General features: G+C 68.9%; 18 protein-coding genes. 15 read left to right on the forward strand and 3 right to left on the reverse strand.

Going from position 1 to position 15,940, the window contains the following annotated elements:
- The first annotated feature begins 1 nt into the window (after window position 1).
- From AC1DR7_RS05025 to AC1DR7_RS05055, 7 genes are all read left to right on the forward strand, one after another.
- Window positions 2-979 (forward strand): acyl-CoA dehydrogenase, encoded by a 978-nt coding sequence (locus tag AC1DR7_RS05025; protein ID WP_457319647.1) that lies wholly within the window; start codon window positions 2-4, stop codon window positions 977-979.
- Window positions 967-1,725 (forward strand): PIG-L deacetylase family protein, encoded by a 759-nt coding sequence (locus AC1DR7_RS05030; RefSeq protein ID WP_478076411.1) that lies wholly within the window; start codon window positions 967-969, stop codon window positions 1,723-1,725. The genes AC1DR7_RS05025 and AC1DR7_RS05030 overlap by 13 nt, the downstream gene beginning before the upstream one ends.
- Window positions 1,722-2,309, forward strand: coding sequence for a methyltransferase (locus AC1DR7_RS05035; RefSeq protein ID WP_457319646.1), 588 nt, complete (start codon window positions 1,722-1,724; stop codon window positions 2,307-2,309). The genes AC1DR7_RS05030 and AC1DR7_RS05035 overlap by 4 nt, the downstream gene beginning before the upstream one ends.
- The gene (locus tag AC1DR7_RS05040) at window positions 2,306-3,028 is read left to right on the forward strand and encodes a glycosyltransferase family 2 protein (protein WP_478051616.1); all 723 of its coding nucleotides are present in this window, start codon (window positions 2,306-2,308) and stop codon (window positions 3,026-3,028) included. Before AC1DR7_RS05035 ends, AC1DR7_RS05040 begins: the two co-directional genes overlap by 4 nt.
- Window positions 3,028-3,297, forward strand: a complete 270-nt coding sequence (locus AC1DR7_RS05045) for a PQ-loop domain-containing transporter (protein ID WP_256773911.1) — start codon at window positions 3,028-3,030, stop codon at window positions 3,295-3,297. Before AC1DR7_RS05040 ends, AC1DR7_RS05045 begins: the two co-directional genes overlap by 1 nt.
- A gap of 158 nt (window positions 3,298-3,455) precedes the next feature.
- On the forward strand, window positions 3,456-3,905 hold the full coding sequence (locus AC1DR7_RS05050; protein ID WP_256773910.1) for a PA2169 family four-helix-bundle protein: 450 nt from the start codon (window positions 3,456-3,458) through the stop codon (window positions 3,903-3,905).
- A gap of 186 nt (window positions 3,906-4,091) precedes the next feature.
- Window positions 4,092-4,373: a hypothetical protein gene (locus tag AC1DR7_RS05055; RefSeq protein ID WP_306175362.1), complete on the forward strand. Its 282-nt coding sequence runs from the start codon at window positions 4,092-4,094 to the stop codon at window positions 4,371-4,373.
- On the opposite strand, the gene AC1DR7_RS05060 is transcribed toward AC1DR7_RS05055, so the two are convergent.
- On the reverse strand, window positions 4,374-4,853 hold the full coding sequence (locus tag AC1DR7_RS05060) for a GNAT family N-acetyltransferase (protein ID WP_478051615.1): 480 nt from the start codon (window positions 4,851-4,853) through the stop codon (window positions 4,374-4,376). It abuts the gene before it with no gap.
- Window positions 4,854-4,885: 32 nt separating this feature from the next.
- Window positions 4,886-5,659: a DUF6491 family protein gene (locus tag AC1DR7_RS05065; RefSeq protein WP_457319070.1), complete on the reverse strand. Its 774-nt coding sequence runs from the start codon at window positions 5,657-5,659 to the stop codon at window positions 4,886-4,888.
- A gap of 150 nt (window positions 5,660-5,809) precedes the next feature.
- Here AC1DR7_RS05065 and AC1DR7_RS05070 point away from each other — a divergent pair, with 150 nt between their 5' ends.
- From AC1DR7_RS05070 to thrC, 5 genes are all read left to right on the forward strand, one after another.
- The gene (locus tag AC1DR7_RS05070; protein WP_478051614.1) at window positions 5,810-6,532 is read left to right on the forward strand and encodes a helix-turn-helix transcriptional regulator; all 723 of its coding nucleotides are present in this window, start codon (window positions 5,810-5,812) and stop codon (window positions 6,530-6,532) included.
- Between the two features lie 71 nt (window positions 6,533-6,603).
- Complete coding sequence (locus AC1DR7_RS05075; protein WP_478051613.1) at window positions 6,604-7,551, forward strand: DMT family transporter; 948 nt, start codon at window positions 6,604-6,606, stop codon at window positions 7,549-7,551.
- Between the two features lie 366 nt (window positions 7,552-7,917).
- Entirely contained in the window at window positions 7,918-10,434 is a 2,517-nt protein-coding gene (gene thrA, locus AC1DR7_RS05080; RefSeq protein ID WP_457319073.1) for a bifunctional aspartate kinase/homoserine dehydrogenase I, read from the forward strand.
- Entirely contained in the window at window positions 10,431-11,357 is a 927-nt protein-coding gene (locus AC1DR7_RS05085; protein ID WP_256773903.1) for a homoserine kinase, read from the forward strand. The genes thrA and AC1DR7_RS05085 overlap by 4 nt, the downstream gene beginning before the upstream one ends.
- A 34-nt stretch (window positions 11,358-11,391) precedes the next feature.
- Complete coding sequence (thrC, locus tag AC1DR7_RS05090) at window positions 11,392-12,687, forward strand: threonine synthase (protein ID WP_478051257.1); 1,296 nt, start codon at window positions 11,392-11,394, stop codon at window positions 12,685-12,687.
- Between the two features lie 115 nt (window positions 12,688-12,802).
- Here thrC and AC1DR7_RS05095 read toward each other — a convergent pair whose 3' ends face one another.
- Window positions 12,803-13,558 carry a Crp/Fnr family transcriptional regulator gene (locus AC1DR7_RS05095; protein ID WP_478051258.1) on the reverse strand — a complete coding sequence of 252 codons (756 nt, stop codon included), beginning with the start codon at window positions 13,556-13,558 and terminating at the stop codon, window positions 12,803-12,805.
- 141 nt (window positions 13,559-13,699) lie between these two features.
- Between AC1DR7_RS05095 and hisS the strand changes: the two genes are divergently transcribed.
- The 3 genes from hisS to AC1DR7_RS05110 all read left to right on the forward strand — a co-directional run bounded on the left by hisS (window position 13,700) and on the right by AC1DR7_RS05110 (window position 15,936).
- Complete coding sequence (gene hisS, locus AC1DR7_RS05100; protein ID WP_457319076.1) at window positions 13,700-15,097, forward strand: histidine--tRNA ligase; 1,398 nt, start codon at window positions 13,700-13,702, stop codon at window positions 15,095-15,097.
- A gap of 23 nt (window positions 15,098-15,120) precedes the next feature.
- Window positions 15,121-15,393: a hypothetical protein gene (locus tag AC1DR7_RS05105; protein WP_478052754.1), complete on the forward strand. Its 273-nt coding sequence runs from the start codon at window positions 15,121-15,123 to the stop codon at window positions 15,391-15,393.
- 216 nt (window positions 15,394-15,609) lie between these two features.
- Window positions 15,610-15,936 (forward strand): YerC/YecD family TrpR-related protein, encoded by a 327-nt coding sequence (locus AC1DR7_RS05110; RefSeq protein WP_478051259.1) that lies wholly within the window; start codon window positions 15,610-15,612, stop codon window positions 15,934-15,936.
- Window positions 15,937-15,940 lie beyond the last annotated feature (4 nt).

Below are 15,940 nucleotides of genomic sequence, written 5' to 3' on the forward strand. Positions count from 1 at the left end.
CATGGCCACCGTCGTGGACATCGCCGCCTCCCGCGTCGCAACGCCGTTGCTGGTGCGCCAGGCGCGTGACTGGCTGGCCCGGCAACCGGCACTCCCACCCCCGGGCGGTGGCGATACGCTGCTGCGCTGGCAGTCGCTGGCACAGATCGCCGCGCAGGATCTGTGCCTTGCCAAGGTATTGGAGGCGCACTACGACGCGCAGGCGATCCTGCAGGAACTGGGCGCAGGTCCGCCCGAGCGCGGACAACTCGGTGCGGTATGGGCCGCCGAAGGGCCGGCCGCGACGCTGGCGTTCGATGCGCAGCAGGGCACGTTGAGCGGCGACAAGCCGTGGTGCTCAGGTGCGGAGTGGGTCGACTTCGCTCTGGTGACGGTGCGTGACGGCACGCAATCGCGGTTGTTCCGCGCTGATCTGCGCAATGCCCGCCTCGGCTGCCAGGCACAGGACTGGCAGGCCACCGGCATGGGGCGCGTGCCCAGCAGTACCGCGCACTTCCGGCAGGTACCGGCGGTGGAGGTCGGGCAGGCCAATGCGTATCTGGAGCGTCCCGGTTTCTGGCACGGCGGTGCGGGTATAGCCGCATGCTGGTTCGGCGCGGCGGCGGCACTGGCCGAACCGCTCCGCCGCTCGCCAAAGACCGCTGAGGCCGGCACCGCTGCGGTGCTGCTGGGCGAAGTGGATATGGCGCTTTCCCCGTGCGCGTCGCTGCTGCGCGAATTGGCGGCACTGCTGGACGCGCAGCCCGAGCACCCGCACATGACCGAGGTGCTGCGTGCGCGCAGCGTGGTCGAGCGGGCCTGCGTGCGCACCTTGGATCTGGTCGCGCGCGGGCTGGGCCCGGGCCCCATGTGCCTGGACCAGGACCATGCGCGGCGTTGGAGCGATCTGACCGTGTTCATCCGTCAGAGCCACGCCGACCGCGACTGGCAGCAGTTGGGCATGGACTGTCATCGCGCGGGGCGGCCATGGAGCTTGTAGACCGCCAGWTCGATGGCAACGGCATCAGCGAGGCGCAGTGGCAGTCCTGCGCATGGCTGCAATCGCTGCCGGAACAGACGCCGCAGACGCTGTTCGCCGGCATTGCCCGCGTGGTGGTGGTGTCGCCCCATCCGGACGATGAAGTGCTTGCCTGCGGCGGAGTGATGGCCTGCGCGCACAGCGCTGGGCTGCCGGTGCTGGTGGTGTCGGTGACCGACGGCGAGGCGTGCTACCCCGACCATTCCCTCTGGCTGCCACAGCGATTGCGCGAGGAACGCCAGCGCGAACTGGATCGCGCGCTGGCGTGCCTTGGGCTGACCCATGCACAACGGCATGCGTGGCACATCGGCGACGGTACGGTGACCCAGCATGAGGCGGAGGTTGCCGCGCGCCTGTTGGCCTTGCTGCGCGAAGACGATCTGGTGCTGGCCCCGTGGATGCTGGACGGCCATCCCGACCATGAAGCGGTGGGGCGTGCCTGCGCGCGTGCCGCGTCGCACCGGGGCTGCGCGCGCCGGGAGTTTCCCGTGTGGGGCTGGCACTGGCTGGACCCACAGCAGGCCGCGCGCGCGTGGTCGCCGGCGTTCCGTTTCCGCCTGTCCCCGCAGGTGCAGCAGCGCAAGCGGGTGGCCATCGGCCAGTTCGGCACCCAGACCGGCACCGCGCCGGGACTGGACTGCGCCCCGATCCTGCCCGATGCGGTGCTGCAACGTTTCCAGCGTGATTACGAGGTACTGCTTGGATGAGCGATGTCGCGTACTTCAATGCGATCTACCAGAACGAGGACCCGTTCGAGTACCGCACCCGCTGGTACGAAGCGCGTAAACGCGCGCTGACCTTGGCGAGCCTGCCGCAGGCGCATTACCTGCGCGCCTGGGAACTGGGCTGTTCCAACGGCGTGCTGACCGCCGCGCTGGCACCGCGCTGCGCGCAGTTGCTGGCCACCGACATCAGTGAAGAGGCCGTGGCCGCGGCGCGCCGGACCGTGGCCGGGCAGCCGCAGGTGACGGTGGAGCGCGCGCAGCACCCGCAGGACTGGCCGGAGGACCCGTTCGACCTGATCGTGTTCAGCGAACTGGGCTACTACCTGGAGGAGGCGGACATGCAGGCAATGGCGGCGCGCCTGGTCGCATCACTGGGTCCGCAGGGCGTGCTGATCGCCTGCCATTGGCGGCCGCCATTCGCGCAGGCGCGCTGCAGCACGGACTTCGTGCACGCGCAGCTGGATGCACTGCTGCCCCGGGTCTTTTCCTGGTCCGACGCTGACATGGTCCTGCAGGGGTGGTCGCGCGATACGCGCTCGGTGGCGCAACACGAGGGACTGCGATGATTGCCGCGATCGTGCCGGCCCACAACGAAGAACAGATGATCGGCCCGTGCCTGCAGGCGCTGCAGGTAGCGGCTGCGCATCGCGCGCTGGACGGCGAGGCGGTCGCCATCGTGGTGGCGCTGGACCGCTGCAGCGACGCGACTGCGGAGATATGCAGGCGATTGGGCGTGCACACCGTGTGCGTGGAAGCCGGCTGCGTTGGCGTCGCCCGTGCGGCGGCCAGCGAAGTTGCGCTGGCGCTGGGTGCGCGCTGGATCGGGTGCACTGACGCCGACAGCCGCGTGCCCGGGGACTGGCTGGTCAAACAGTTGCACTGCGGTGCCGGCGCGTTCTGCGGGGTGGTGACGGTGGAGGATTGGCTCGATTACGCGCCCACGGTGCAGGAGCGCTTTCTGGCCAGCGAGCACCTGCATGATGGGCATGCACACGTGCACGGCGCCAACATGGGTTTCAGTGCGGCTGCCTACCGCGACAGCGGCGGATTCCTGCCGCTGGTGTCCGGGGAGGATGTGGCCTTGATCGAGGCGATCCAGAACAGTGGTGCACGTGTCGCCCGGCTGGCCGCACCCCAGGTCGTGACCAGTGCACGCCGTCATGCCCGCGCGACGCGGGGCTTCAGCGACTTCCTCAAGCGCCTGGAGCAGCAGGTGGGCCATGACGGCGGCGTTCCGGGGCTGGCGTTGCCCAACATCGGGCGAAAATCGGCAGGCGCGTGCTGATGGCGGCGGTTGATCTGCTCGGATGGGCGGCCACCCTCGTCCTGGTCGCCACGCTCTGGCGGCAGATCTGGAAGCAATGGCGCGCCGAGGATGCGCAGGCGGTTTCGACGTGGTTGTTCGTGGGGCAGATCACCGCCTCGGTGCTTTTCATTCTTTACAGCATCGCGCTGCATTCCTGGGTATTCGTGGTCACCAACAGCCTGGTGCTCGCGACCGCGATCGCAGGCCAATGCCTGTCCTGGATCAAGCGCCGTCGCGCGTCTTCGTGACGACGCAATCGCGTGGTGAACACGCGCGCACAACACCTGCATTTCATCGCGCATACGTCGCTGAACCGCGCGTTTTGGATGTCACGCCGACTTCATTCCCGATCGCTAAAAGTGGACTCACCCAAACGGGCATCCCGTCCTCTACAGGAGCAACATCAGTGACTACCGAAACCAAGACCACCCATACCTTGAACGACCTGATCGAGATTGCCCGCGACGGTAAGGAGTTCTACACCGAAGCGGCCGGCAAGGTGGAAGACACCGAGCTGTCGTCGCTGTTCACCCGCATCGCCGGGGTCAAGGACGAGATCGTGCGTTCGCTCAGCGCCACCGTTCTGGCCGCGGGTGGCAAGCCGGCCGAGCACGGCACCGTGGTCGGCTCGATGCAGCAGTTCTACGGCAAGGTGCGCGCCACGCTTGGTGACACCCAGTACGGCTACGTGGCCGAGCTGGAAGAATCCGAGGACCGCTTGCTGAAGGCGTTCAAGGACACCCTTACCGACGCCGACACCCCGCCGGCCGCGCGCCAGGAAGTGCAGCGCCTGCTGCCGCAGGTGCAGGAATGCCATGCGGTCATGCGTGACCGCAAGCATGCGATGAAGCACTGATCGACTGCCCTGCGATGGCAACGGATCGCCTCGGCATGATCCGTTCCAGATGAACGCGCGGACCGCGCAGACAGCCCCGGCACGTCCGGGGCTGTCTGCGTCCGGGCGACCGCACGCACACGTACGGGGCAGGGGGAATTGGTGCATACTCGATCGAAAGGGCTGCTTGGATCTGCTATGGAACACATGCGTTGGCTGACGCTTCGCCTAGGCAACAATCAATCCATCGGGCCGAAGGTTCTGTCGGACCTGTGGTCCAATGCCTGCGAAACGAATCAGTCGTCTGTCACCCGCGACACGATGCCGGGTAAATCCACGTCCTATGCGTTGCATGCGCCGCTGTCGCTGGCGTATCCCAAGCGCGCAGAGCTGCGCATGCGCAAGCTGCTGGAAGAAGCCGGCTACACCTTTACCCTCGGCTCTCTGGCCGACCGGCCGGCACCGCAGCCGATGCGCAGCACCCGCTGATCAGCGCGGCGCCAGCCGCCGCAGCATGATCCGCACCGGGAAGCCCCCGGCATGTTCGACCGACTCCAGCGGCACCCACCCCAGCCGGCGATACAGACCACCGTCGTCGGCCTCGGTCTGCAGGTACACATCGCGTACGCCCAGGGCGGCGGCGCGCGTCATCAGGTCTTCAATCAGCACGGCGGCGATGCCTCGGCCGCGGTGCGAGTCGCGCACGTAGACGCCGCCGAGCCAGTGCTGGCGCTCCGGGCGCTCGGTGCGTTCATGGAATTTCAACTGCGCCGCCGCGACCGGTTCTCCGTCATCCAGGGCGATCAGCAGCAGGGGCAGGGCGGCGTCGTGGAGGAATACTTCCAGCCGCTGGCATTCGTCGGCCTCGGTGCGGCCGGGCAGGTGGCTGCCCCATTCAGTGAAATACCAGGCGGCCACGGTCGGCAGCAGGGCGGGGTTCTGGCTTAGCGGGATGCGTTCAAGTGTCATGGCGGTTCCAGTCGCACGATCAGGGGAAGTCTTCAACGGATCGGATACACCGCCATGACCGCGCAGCCCAGGTAGTTGCGCGGGTTGCTCTGGCGGCGGAGATCGCCGGGCATGGCCTGGCTGGCCATCATGCGGTCGCCAGGATTGCCGCAGATCAGACCGTTGCCGAAGCCGGAGCGGAATGAAATCTCCGGCGCGTTGCTGACCTCCGGGCAGTACGTGCCCAGTTCCACGCGGTAATAGCGGTTGCCGCCGGAGCGCTTGGGGTTGGTTTCGACCTTGATGCCCTTGGGATCTTCGGACCAGCTGCGCAGGGCGCGCGTGCTGAAACAGTAGGCCGGCGAGGCGCCGAAGCGGCTGCGGGTTTCCGAGGTCGCCGCCACCTGCACGGTGGGCAACGTTTTCAGCGTGCGCGCGTCGCTCAGCTTGGCCTGCGCGGCGAACTCGCGCGCGTCGATGCGCGCCACCGAGGCAATAGGGCAAAGACGCCCATCGACGCGTACCCGTTCATCGGGACCGCCACAGGCCCAGCCCGAAGGCGCTTCCAGCACCGCTTCGGCGGCATCGTCCACGCCGGGGCAGGCAGATTGGAAGCGCACGCGCCACGGCTGGTAGTCGGCGGCCAGCACGGTCACGCTGTCGGCGTCGGTCTGGTTCATGTCGCGCAGGCCGCGCGCATCCAGGCAGCCGGGGCCGGGCGCAATCCGGGTCGGTTCGCGTGGGGCGACGGCCGCGGCGGTCAAGGGGAGGCAGGTGAGCGCGAGGCCCAGCAGGACGAAGCAGCGCATCCGGGCAGGGCGGGGCATTCCAGGCGACGTCACAGTGTGCATTCCATGCGGACAGGACCGGCCGACTATATCAGCCGGGGACGGCCGCCCCGCTGGATTGCGTCACGCCTGGCGCGCGCGCAGACTGATCGCTCCCACGGTTCACGCGCGTCCTGTCTGCCCACGTCCATGCCTGCTGCCGCCTTCAACCTGCGTCGCTACGGTCGCGCGTCCAGTGTGGACCGACATGATTTCGCCCAATGGGTGCTGCCGGTGGATGGCGAACTGGCCTTCGAACTGGACGGGCGCGGTGCGCGGCTGGACAGGTGGCAGGGTGCGTTCGTGGCGCCGTCGGCCGGGCATGCGCAGTCCGCGTCGGCCGATGACCGGTTCCTGATCGTTGATTGTCCGGTCAAACTGCTGGACGAAGACACCCTGCAACGGCTGGACGAGCACCCGGTGCTGGCGCTGCCGACCGAGGTGCGCGCGATGGTCCAACGGGTCAGTGCGGGCTTGCCGCCGCGGATCGATGGCGCCGTGGTGGCGCGCGAATTGCCGCTGCTGCTGGACGCGTTTTCGCTGGCGGGCAGTGCGACGCGGCTGCAGGCTGTGTGCGCGCGCATCGAACAGTCGCCAGGGCAGGCCTGGCCGGTGGAGCGGATCGCGGCCGCGGTCGGGGTCAGCAGTAGTCGCGTGCATGCGCTGTTCCGCGCGGCATTGGATATGCCCCCGCTGGCATGGTTGAGCGCGTGCCGGTTGCGCTGCGCGCGCCGCCACCTGGCTGGAAGCACGCTGTCCATCGCCAGCATCGCCCAGCAGGCCGGTTACTCCGAGCAGAGCGCACTGACCCGTGCACTGCGTCGTGAGTGGGGGATGACCCCGGCCGAGTACCGGCGGCGCCACCGGCAGTAGCCTGGGTCAAGATCGACGGCGCGCGCGTGCCTACACTGGCGCACTCCTCCAGCAATGACCCGCACGCGCAGATGAATCGATCCATGGGAGTTGGCATCGCCAACGGAATCGCCGCCGGTGCGCTGTGGGGCGTGGTGTTCCTGGCCCCGGCGATGCTGAGCCACTTCAGCGCGGTGCAGTTGTCGGCCGGGCGTTACCTGGTGTATGGGCTGATCGCGGTGGTGTTGCTGGCGCCGCGCTGGCGGCAGCTGCGCACGCGGATCGGCGCGGCCGAATGGCGCGGCCTGCTGTGGCTGAGCCTGGCCGGCAACCTGGTGTATTTCGTGCTGCTGGCCAATGCGGTGCAGTGGGCCGGCGGCGCGGCCGCCTCGCTGATCGTGGGGCTGATCCCGGTGGTGGTGACGCTGGCCGGCGTGCGTGAGCAAGGCGCGGTGCCGTTGCGACGGTTGGCGCCGGCACTGCTGCTGTGCCTGCTCGGCGTCGGGCTGGTCGGTTACGAGGCGCTGCAGGCCGAGCACGCCGGCGGTTCGACCGGGCAGCGTGCGCTGGGGCTGCTGTGCGCGGTCGGCGCGCTGCTGTCCTGGGCGGTGTACTCGATCGGCAACAGCCGCTGGCTGGCGCGGCGCCCGGATATCTCCGGACACGACTGGTCGTTGCTGACCGGGGTGGCCACCGGCGGGCTGGCGTTGCTGCTGGTGCCCAGCGCGTTCGCGCTGCAGGACACCCCGCATGTCACGGTCGACTGGGGCTGGTTCTGGCTGATCAGCGCCGGGGTGGCGGTGGTGGCCTCGGTACTGGGCAATGCATGCTGGAACCGCGCCAGCCGCAACCTGCCGCTGACCCTGACCGGGCAGATGATCGTGTTCGAAACGCTGTTCGCGCTGCTGTACGGCTTTGCCTGGCAGCACCGCCTGCCGACCGCGATGGAAACCGTGGCGATCGTCTGCCTGATCGCCGGCGTGCTGATGTGTGCGCACGCACATCGCCCACCCCGCGCGATTGCCGAGCACGCGGGATGAGCGTTTGGGCCAAGGGCATTGCGCCAGCTGGATGGTCTCATTCGCAACTTGTTTGCCGACGTTACCGGCATGTTGCGCGCGTGGATTTTTTGCACTGCAACACTTGACAAGTCCCCCGCCGGCGTTGTTTTCTTGACCCATGGTCTCCCTCGCCGCCACCGCCCAGCCGTGCATCGCCGCCCTTGCGGTCGATCGAGCCGTGGCCGACCGGAGCACCGGTACCACCACCATTACCACCGTCACCACTCGCCCGGTGCGGCCCGTCGTCTTCGCGTAATTTCCGAAAACAACGGCCCCGCACCCGGAACAGGTTGCGGGGGAGCGCCTTCAACCTGACCCGACGCGGGGCCTCGAATCGAGGTCTACATGTCTTCCGTCGCCGTCCTGCCTGCTGTTGCTGATCCTGCCGCCCCGGTCCTGCGGGCAGCCACCTCCACGGTCGTGCACAAGTTCGGCGGCACCTCGGTGGCCGACGCCGAGCGCTACCGCCATGTCGCCCAGCTGCTGCTGGCGCGCGACGAAGCGGTGCAGGTCACCGTGGTCTCGGCGATGAAGGGCGTCACCGATGCGCTGATCGCGCTGGCCGGCCTGGCGGCCGACGATGCGCCGCACTGGCGCGACCACTGGCATGCGCTGCGTGCGCGGCACCGCGGCGCGGCAGTCGCGTTGCTGGGCGAACAGGCCGGGCCGACGGTGGAATGGTTCGATGCGCGCTTTGACCACCTGGCCGAAGTGCTGGGCGCGCTGGCGGTGATCGGCGAGTTGCCGGTGGAAGTGCTGGACCGCGTGCAGGGGCTGGGCGAGGTGTATTCGGCGCAGCTGCTCGGCCAGTACCTGCAGACCCTGGGCGAAGACTGCGCGGTGCTGGATGCGCGCGATGTGCTGGTGGTGGACCGTGGCGAGCTGGGCGTGGACGTGGACTGGGTGCAGAGCGCGCAGCGGCTGGCGACCTGGCGGCAGGCGCATCCGGGCCCGCGCGTGGTGGCCACCGGCTTCGTGGCGCGCGATCGCCGCGACCGCATCACCACCCTGGGCCGCAACGGCAGCGATTACTCCGGTGCGATCTTTGCCGCGTTGTTCGATGCCGACGAGCTGCATATCTGGACCGACGTGGACGGCGTGCTGTCGGCCGACCCGCGGGTGGTGCCCGAAGCGGTGCAGCTGGATGCGCTCAGCTACGACGAGGCCTGCGAGCTGGCCTACTTCGGGGCGAAGGTGGTGCATCCGCAGACGATGTCGCCAGCGATCGAACGCGGCCTGCCGATCATCATCCGCAACACTTTCCGGCCCGACCATCCGGGCACCCGGATCACCGCCGAGCGCACCGTGTCCGGTCCGATCAAGGGCCTCACGCTCAGCCCTGACCTGGCCGTGCTGAACCTGGAAGGCACCGGCCTGATCGGCGTGCCGGGTACCGCCGAGCGCGTGTTCGCCGCGCTGCGCAACGCGCAGGTGTCGGTGGTGATGATCTCGCAGGGGTCTTCCGAGCATTCGATCTGCTGCGTGGTCCGGCAGGCCGAATCGGCGCGTGCGCGCACTGCGCTGTTGCAGGCCTTCGCGCATGAGCTGGCGTTGGGCCAGGTGCAGCGCGTGCAGCTCACCGACAACGTCAGCGTGTTGGCGGCGGTGGGCGATGGCATGGCCGGGCAGCCGGGCGTGGCCGCGCGCCTGTTCGAATCGCTGGGCCGCGCCCAGGTCAATATCCTGGCGATCGCGCAGGGCTCGTCCGAGCGCAACATCTCGGTGGCCGTGGACAGCCGCCATGCGACCAAGGCGCTGCGCGCCGCACACGCCGGTTTCTGGTTGTCGCCGCAGACCTTCTCGGTCGGCGTGATCGGCCCGGGCAACGTCGGGGCGGCCCTGCTCGATCAGCTGCAGGCGGCACAGACCCAGTTGCTGGGCCGGGCCAACGTGGACCTGCGGCTGCGCGCGGTGGCCTCGCGCAGCCGCATGCTGCTCGACCAGCGCGGTGTGCACGGCGACTGGCGTGCGGCCCTGGCCGGCCCGGGCGTACCCACCGACCTGGACGTGTTCACCGAGCACCTGCTGTCGGCGCACCTGCCGCACGCCCTGATCATCGATTGCAGCGGCAGTGCCGATGTTGCCGATCGCTATGCCGGGTGGCTGGCAGCGGGCATCCATGTGGTCACCCCGAACAAACAGGCCGGTGCCGGTCCGCTGCCGCGCTACCACGCGATCCGCGAGGCGGCCGCCGCCAGTGGCGCGCGCTTCCGTTACGAGGCCACCGTTGGTGCCGGGCTGCCGGTGATCACCACGCTGCGCGACCTGGTCGATACCGGCGACGAAGTGCTGGCCATCGACGGCATTTTCTCGGGCACGCTGGCGTGGCTGTTCAACAAATACGACGGCCAGGTACCGTTTTCGCAGCTGGTCGCGCAGGCGCGGGGCATGGGCTACACCGAGCCGGACCCGCGCGACGACCTGTCCGGCGTGGACGTGGCGCGCAAGCTGGTGATCCTGGCCCGGGAGGCCGGGCGCGAGTTGAGCCTGGAGCAGGTGCAGGTGGAAAGCCTGGTGCCCGAGGTGCTGCGTCAGGCGAGCGTCGAGGAGTTCATGGGCGGCTTGGACGCGGTGGACGCGCTGTTCGCCGAGCGGCTCGCCCAAGCCCGTGCGCGCGGGGCGGTGCTGCGCTACGTGGCGCGGCTGTCGGCTGACGGTGCGCAGGTGGGATTGGTGGAATTGCCGGCCGCCCACGCCTTCGCCACTCTGCGCCTGACCGACAACGTGGTGCAGTTCACCACCCGGCGCTACTGCGACAACCCGCTGGTGGTGCAGGGCCCCGGTGCCGGGCCGGAGGTGACCGCCGCCGGCGTGTTCGCCGATGTGCTGCGGGTAGCGGTCGGCGAAGGGGCACGCCTGTGAGTGCAGGTGACAGTGCCCGTGCGTTTTCGCCGGCGTCGGTAGGCAATGCGGCGGTGGGCTTCGACATCCTTGGGCATGCCATCGCCGGAGTCGGCGATACGGTCAGCGTGCGTCGCATCGCCACGCCCGAGGTGCGCATCGTGGCGATCCGTGGCACCCCGTTCGCGCTGCCGCTCAACGCCGCCGACAACACGGCCGGTGCGGCACTGATCGCGCTGCGCGAGGCGCTGGCGCTGCCGTTCGGCTTCGAGGTGGAGATCGACAAGGGCATCGCGCTCGGCTCGGGCATGGGCGGCTCGGCGGCATCGTGCGTGGCCGCGCTGGTGGCGGCCAACGCGCTGCTGGACGCCCCGTTGTCGCGGCAGGCGCTGTATCCGTTCGCGCTGACCGGCGAGGCGGTGGCCAGTGGCGGCCGGCATGGCGACAACGTCGGGCCGATGCTGCTCGGGGGGCTTGTGCTGAGCACGGCCGAGCGGCTGGTACCGATTCCCGTGCCGGACGCCTGGCACAGCCTGCTGGTACATCCCGATGCGGTGCTGGAAACCCGCCGTGCACGCGCCGCGCTGCAGGGCAGTTATGCGCTGGGCGAGTTCGTGCAGCAGAGCGCCAACCTGGCGCTGGTACTGAGCGGATGCTTCAACGCCGATGCATCGCTGGTCCGCGCCGGGCTGCGCGATGTGCTGGTCGAGCCGCGCCGTGCCGGGCTGATTGCCGGCTTCCCTGCAGCACGTGATGCCGCGCTGGCTGCCGGTGCGATGGGTGCCAGCATTTCCGGTGCCGGCCCCAGCGTATTTGCCTGGTTCGAGCATCGCGACGCGGCGCTGGCCGCACAGGCGGCGGTGCAGCAGGCCTTCGCCGAGGCCGGTTTCGACAGCCAGGGCTGGGTGTCGCCGTTGAACGCCCCCGGCGCGCAGTTGCTGTGAGCCGCGTGTTTCCCCTTTTTCTCCAGGACCGCCGATGAACTTTGTCTCCACCCGCCACAACGCGCCTGTCGCGACCCTGAGCCAAGCCATCGCCGCCGGGCTTGCCCCGGATGGCGGACTTTACGTGCCAGCGCAGCGACCACAGGCGCAGGCATGGCGCGCGCATGGCACGCTGGCGCAGGATGCCGCAGCGGTGCTCGCCGCCTATTTCGAGGGCGACCGGTTGGCCCCGCAGCTGGACCGGCTGTGCGCGCAGGCATTCGATTTTCCCGCGCCGCTGCGCCCGCTGAGTACGCCGGGCGATCATGTGCTGGAGCTGTTCCATGGCCCCACCGCCGCGTTCAAGGATTTCGGTGCGCGCTTCCTTGCCGCCAGCCTGGCCCAGCTACAGCAGGAGCGCGCGCAGCCGCTGACGATCGTGGTCGCCACCTCCGGCGATACCGGTGCGGCGGTGGCGGCTGCCTTCCACCGTCAGCCGGGCATCCGCGTGGTGGTGCTGTATCCCGACGGGCGCGTGTCACCCCGGCAGGCTCACCAGTTGGGCTGTTTCGGCGACAACATCCACACCCTGCGCGTGGCCGGCGCCTTCGATGACTGCCAGGCGATGGTCAAGCAGGCCTTGGGCGATCGCACCTTGCAGGCGCAGGTGCCGCTGAGTTCGGCCAACAGCATCAGCCTGGGCCGTTGGCTGCCGCAGATGAGCTACTACGCGCATGCAGCGCTGCAGCATCACGTGGCCACCGGGCAGGTGCTCAATCTGGTGGTGCCGACCGGCAACCTGGGCAATGCGATGGCGGCGGTGCTGGCGCGGTCGATGGGGCTGCCGCTGGGGCGGATCGCGCTGGCGACCAATGCCAACGACGTGCTGCCACGGTTCTTCCATGGCGGCCCCTACCAGCCGGCCACCAGCGTGGCGACCGTGGCCAACGCGATGGACGTGGGTGCACCGAGCAACTTCGAACGGCTGCGCTGGTTGTACGCCGACGACGATGCCGCGCTGCGTGCCGATTTCCGTGTCGAGGCCGTCGACGATGCGGCGATCCGCGACCTCATCGCGCGGCGCTGGGCGCAGGCCGGCGAACTGTTCTGCCCGCATACCGCCACCGCCATGGTGCTGCTGGAGCAGCTGCGCAGCGAAGGCGTGCAGGGCGATTGGGCGGTGGCCGCCACCGCGCACCCGGCCAAGTTCGAATCGGTGGTGGAACCGCTGATCGGCCAGGCGCTGGACGTGCCCCCGGCGCTGGCCGACCTGCTCCAGCGCCCGGCACACGCCGAACCCTGTGCACCGGATTACCCAGCGCTGCGCGAGGTCCTCCTCAATCTACGGTAGTGCCGAGCCACGCTCGGCAGGCGGGCAGCCGCCCCTGGATCAACGGTAGTGCCGAGCCATGCTCGGCAGGCTCTCGCCCGAACCCCTCCACCCGCGCCACAACGCGGCCACCGCCTCACTCCGCGCCGGAAAGCCTCTGCAGTCCCGCTTCGTCAAGAATCTCCACGGTGTTCAGATGCGGCAGGGCGATCAGGCCCTGCTGGCGCAGCTTGGTGAACGTACGGCTCACCGTTTCCATGGTCAGGCCGAGGTGGTCGGCGATGTCGCCGCGCCCCATCGGCAGCGTCACCCGCAGACCGTCCGCGCCCAGCATGGCTTCGCGCGCGGCCAGCCGCAGCAGGAAATCGGCCAGCTTTTCGGCCGGCTGCAGGCGGGCCAGCGACAGCGCGGCATCCTGGGCGTCATCCAGCGCCTGGCACGCGCGCTGCAGCAGCTTGCGTTCCAGATGCGGAAAACGCTGCCGCAGGTCTTTCATCTGCGGCAGCGCGACGCGGCAGACACGGCTGTCGGCGATCGCTTCGATGTCGTAGCGGTGGCTGTCGCTGCCGGTCAGGCCCAGGTAGTCGCCCGGCAGCACGAAACCGCTGATCTGGCGGCGGCCGTCGGCAAGGGTGCGGACCAGGCGCAACGCGCCGGCAGTCAACGTATAGACATGTTGGCGTGCCTCACCGGCGCGGGCCAGCGTGGCGCCCAGCGGCAATGCCTGCGACACGGTTACCCGCTCCAACGCCTGCCCCTCGTCCGGGGACAGTGCCGAACACACCGCCAGGTGGCGCACCGAGCAGTGCAGGCAGTCGCGCAGCGGCGCGCAGCCCGGGCTGGCGGGATCTTCAACGGCGGAAAGCGCGGTACCGGAGTGGGGCCGGGTCATGTCGAACCAGGGAGCGGGGCCTGCTTATGATACGTCATGCGGCCGCAGGCCCGGGCCGGAGCGATGGATGCAGGCCCGCCGGTTCGGCTGCGGCTAGAATATGCACCTCGCTCATCCCCCCGATTCGCAGGAGTTCCGCAAGTGATCAAGCCCCGTACGCCGCCCGGCATCATGGAATTGCTGCCACGCGAGCAGATCGCGTTCCAGCGCATGCTGGACGTCATCCGCCGCAATTACGAGCGGTTCGGGTTCCTGCCGGTGGAGACCCCGGTGTTCGAGCTGTCCGACGTACTGCTGACCAAGTCCGGCGGCGAGACCGAGCGGCAGGTGTATTTCGTGCAGTCCACCGGTGCGCTGGCCAATGCCGCCGACGCGGGCGACAAGGCGTTGCCCGAGCTGGCCCTGCGCTTCGACCTGACCGTGCCGCTGGCCCGTTACGTGGCCGAACACGAACACGACCTGACCTTCCCGTTCCGCCGTTACCAGATGCAGCGCGTGTACCGCGGCGAGCGCGCCCAGCGTGGCCGTTTCCGCGAGTTCTACCAGTGCGACATCGATGTGATCGGCAAGGACACGCTGAGCACGCGGTACGACGCCGAGGTGCTGGCGGTGATCCACGCGGTGTTCGCCGAACTGCGCATCGGCGATTTCTCGGTGCAGTTGAACAACCGCAAGCTGCTGCGCGGCTTCTTCGAAAGCCTGGGCGTGGCCGACGGCGAACGTCAGCTGGCGGTGCTGCGTGAAGTGGACAAGCTGGACAAGCGCGGCGCCGATTACGTGCGCGAGACGCTGGTGGGCGAGGGCTTCGAGATTCCCGCCGAGCAGGTGGAGCGCATCCTGGCGTTCGTCGCGGTGCGTTCGAGCAGCCACGCCGACGCGCTGGCGCAGTTGGACGCGCTGCTGGCCGACCCGGCCGCCAGCGACACGCTGAAGGTGGGCGTGGCCGAGCTGCGTGAAGTGCTGGAGCTGGTCAAGGCGCTGGGCGTGCCGGAAACCGCGTACTGCCTGAATTTCTCCATCGCCCGTGGCCTGGATTACTACACCGGCACCGTTTATGAGACCACGTTGACCGACCACCCACAGATCGGCTCGATCTGCTCGGGCGGCCGTTACGAAGACCTGGCCAGCCATTACAGCAAGTCCAAGCTGCCGGGCGTGGGCATCTCCATCGGCCTGACCCGCCTGTTCTGGCAGCTGCGCGAGGCCGGTCTCATTGCCGGTATCGAAGACAGCAGCGTGCATGCGCTGGTCGCGCTGATGGACGACGTCAGCCTGCCGCAGTCGCTGGATATCGCCCGTCGCCTGCGCGTGGGCGGCATCAACGCCGAAGTGCAGATGGAGCCGAAGAAGATCGGCAAGCAGTTCCAGTACGCCGCCAAGGCGGGCATCCGCTTCGTGGTGCTGGCCGGTGAGGACGAGCTGGCGCGTGGCGTGGTGGCGGTGAAGGACCTGCTGCGCGAGCAGCAGTTCGAGGTGTCGCGCGACGAATTGGCCAGCACCCTGCAGGTGGAGCTGGAACAGGCCAAGGTCATGCCGTGAAGCGGGTAGTGGCAGGGGCGCTGTTGCTGCTCCTGCTCTGCGCCTGCCGGAGCGATCCGGCGCTGCACAGCGATCGGATCGCTCCGGGACATTACCGGTTGGTGGTTGATCGCTGTCATGTGATCGACCAGCGCCAGCTTGAGCAGGACCTGCGCACGTTGGCCGGCAAGCAGTGTCCAGACGGGGCAGGGGCGCTGGAGGCCGTGCAGCCGATCCCGAGCCGCCAGGGCACCCTGTTGGGGGAGTGCCTGCGCAGCGGGGCCTTGCGCGCCGAGGTGCGTTGCAAGGCGCGATAGCGTCTTGGGTTGCTTTGCTGGCGCCCGCCTGCCGCCCTCCCTTTTTGCTGTGCAGCCGACCATGGGTCGGCTCTACCACGACCGCCCCCCCGACGCCCGCGACCGCGGGCGTTTTTCGTTTTCAGCGACTGAACGGGCCCCACTGTGGGCCGTAGGGCGGTTTGACCCAGTGGCGGCACTTGCGCTAATGTAATAGCACGCTATTACATTGATACGATGAAACTACGTCCCGTACCCCGCGAGAAAGACGCCCAGGCCGATCTGGCCTCGCTGGCGCGTGCGTTTGCCGCGCTGTCCGACCCGGAGGCGGTTACTGCCTTCCTGCGCGACCTGTGCACCCCGGCCGAGCTGGAGGCGCTGTCCGACCGCTGGAAGGTGGTGCCGCTGCTGCAGCAGGGCGTGCCGTATCGCGAAATCCATGAATTGACCGGTGTGAGCGTGACCACCACCGGGCGCGTGGCGCGCTCGCTGGACCATGGCCACGGTGGCTATGCCGCCGCCATCGCCGTGAGCGCCGCGCCCACACCCCCCGAATCCGAGTAGAGAG

The organism is Stenotrophomonas sp. P5_A9, assembly GCF_056400525.1.

What these genes read in the sequence shown, in the direction of transcription:
- AC1DR7_RS05025 (WP_457319647.1), top strand. Translation starts at nt 2, where the DNA reads ATGGCCACCGTCGTGGACATCGCCGCCTCCCGCGTCGCAACGCCGTTG.
- AC1DR7_RS05035 (WP_457319646.1), top strand. Translation starts at nt 1,722, where the DNA reads ATGAGCGATGTCGCGTACTTCAATGCGATCTACCAGAACGAGGACCCG.
- AC1DR7_RS05040 (WP_478051616.1), top strand. Translation starts at nt 2,306, where the DNA reads ATGATTGCCGCGATCGTGCCGGCCCACAACGAAGAACAGATGATCGGC.
- AC1DR7_RS05045 (WP_256773911.1), top strand. Translation starts at nt 3,028, where the DNA reads ATGGCGGCGGTTGATCTGCTCGGATGGGCGGCCACCCTCGTCCTGGTC.
- AC1DR7_RS05055 (WP_306175362.1), top strand. Translation starts at nt 4,092, where the DNA reads ATGCGTTGGCTGACGCTTCGCCTAGGCAACAATCAATCCATCGGGCCG.
- AC1DR7_RS05060 (WP_478051615.1), bottom strand. Translation starts at nt 4,853, where the DNA reads ATGACACTTGAACGCATCCCGCTAAGCCAGAACCCCGCCCTGCTGCCG.
- AC1DR7_RS05065 (WP_457319070.1), bottom strand. Translation starts at nt 5,659, where the DNA reads ATGCCCCGCCCTGCCCGGATGCGCTGCTTCGTCCTGCTGGGCCTCGCG.
- AC1DR7_RS05070 (WP_478051614.1), top strand. Translation starts at nt 5,810, where the DNA reads ATGCCTGCTGCCGCCTTCAACCTGCGTCGCTACGGTCGCGCGTCCAGT.
- AC1DR7_RS05075 (WP_478051613.1), top strand. Translation starts at nt 6,604, where the DNA reads ATGAATCGATCCATGGGAGTTGGCATCGCCAACGGAATCGCCGCCGGT.
- thrA (WP_457319073.1), top strand. Translation starts at nt 7,918, where the DNA reads ATGTCTTCCGTCGCCGTCCTGCCTGCTGTTGCTGATCCTGCCGCCCCG.
- thrC (WP_478051257.1), top strand. Translation starts at nt 11,392, where the DNA reads ATGAACTTTGTCTCCACCCGCCACAACGCGCCTGTCGCGACCCTGAGC.
- AC1DR7_RS05095 (WP_478051258.1), bottom strand. Translation starts at nt 13,558, where the DNA reads ATGACCCGGCCCCACTCCGGTACCGCGCTTTCCGCCGTTGAAGATCCC.
- AC1DR7_RS05110 (WP_478051259.1), top strand. Translation starts at nt 15,610, where the DNA reads ATGAAACTACGTCCCGTACCCCGCGAGAAAGACGCCCAGGCCGATCTG.